Source organism: Cellulosimicrobium composti (genome assembly GCF_010287905.1).
Taxonomy (GTDB): Bacteria; Actinomycetota; Actinomycetes; order Actinomycetales; family Cellulomonadaceae; genus Cellulosimicrobium; species Cellulosimicrobium composti.
In genome coordinates this window covers 1-1,427 of the sequence record NZ_JAAFAN010000141.1, presented here as the reverse complement: position 1 = coordinate 1,427, position 1,427 = coordinate 1, and the positions used below count along the sequence as shown (strand labels likewise).

Below are 1,427 nucleotides of genomic sequence, written 5' to 3'. Positions count from 1 at the left end.
ACGGAAAACGACTTAGGAGTCCGTCTCGTGGTCTCGGTGATTTGTATAAGAGACTGGTCGCGGCCGGTCTCCGCGCGGCGGGCGTCCGCGCGCAGGTCGTGCCGCTCGTGCGCCAGCGGGGACGCGCGCGCGACCAGGTCGGGCTCGGGTCGCGGGCGCGCGGCGCGCGGCTCCGGGGGGTCGAGGTCGCACGCCGCCCCGGGCGCGTGCGTGACGCGCTGCGGGACCGGACGCCGTGCCTCCTCGTCGACGACGTCCTCACGACGGGGGCCACGCTCGCGGCGTGCGAGAGCGCCCTCGCCGGTGCCGGCGTGCCCGTGCTGGGCGCGTTCGTGCTGGCCGCGACCCCCGCCCCCGGGGAGCGTCGCGGGCCGCGGCGCGTGCCGTCGTCGGGCCCCCGCGGAGGACGGGCCCAAGGTCCCTCGGCCCGGGCCCCGTTGGTGCTGCCTGGAACCCGGGGCGGGGGTTAGTCTGAGGGCCAGTCGCCGCGGACGACGGACGTGCAGGGCACGTGCGACGCCGCGCGAGCGTACCGAGCGCGCGGCCTCGTGCCGCAAGGAGGTGGTAGCCCACCGCACCCGGCACCGGGTGCTCCTACCGAATCCGAACGAGGCGCCCGGACGCACCGGGCCGGGCGTCGCACAAGATCCTCGCGGAGGCTCACATGGAGATCGTCGTCGTCGGCAGGCACACGGAAGTGGCAGACCGCTTCCGCCGGCACGTGGAGGACAAGCTCGCCAAGGTCCAGCAGCTCGCGCCCACGGCGCAGCGCGTGGACGTCGAGGTCACCCACGAGAACAACCCGAGGCTCTCCGGGGTCCGCGAACGCGTCGAGCTGACCGTGCGCGCCAAGGGACCCGTCGTCCGCGCCGAGGCAGCGGCCGACGACCGGTTCGGCGCCCTCGACCTCGCGATGGACAAGCTCGCCGAGCGCCTGCGCCGCGCCCGCGACCGTCGCAAGGACCACCGCAACCACACCGTCGTGCCGCCCGTCGACGTGCGTCCCTACGACCCGGCCACGCACGCCGCACCCCCGCCGCCGGCGCCGACCGCGCCCAGCGAGCCCGGGGAGGCCGTCGAGACGACGCTCGGCGACTCGCCCGTCGTCATCCGGCAGAAGCTGCACACCGCGGAGCCCATGACCGTGGACGACGCGCTCTACGAGATGGAGATGGTCGGCCACGACTTCTTCCTCTTCGTCGACGTCGAGACCTCCCGCCCGTCGGTGGCCTACCGCCGCCGCGGGTGGACGTACGGCGTCGTCGCGCTCGACACGTCGTGCGACTGCGCGCAGGCCCCGGCCGAGAAGACCGCCTGAGCCGCGCCGACGCGCCCCGGCCCCCCCCCGGGGCCGGGGGGGGGGGGGGTGGCCGGGCGCAGGGGCGCCGGGGGGGCGGGGCGGGGGGGGGGGGGGGGGGGGGGGGGGG

Annotated in this window: 1 protein-coding gene; it reads left to right on the top strand. The window is 76.7% G+C overall.

Features of this window, described 5'->3' with window-relative positions; translation table 11 throughout:
- Positions 1 to 664 precede the first annotated feature (664 nt).
- Complete coding sequence (gene hpf, locus GYH36_RS19045) at positions 665 to 1,318, top strand: ribosome hibernation-promoting factor, HPF/YfiA family (RefSeq protein ID WP_024839345.1); 654 nt, start codon at positions 665 to 667, stop codon at positions 1,316 to 1,318.
- Positions 1,319 to 1,427 lie beyond the last annotated feature (109 nt).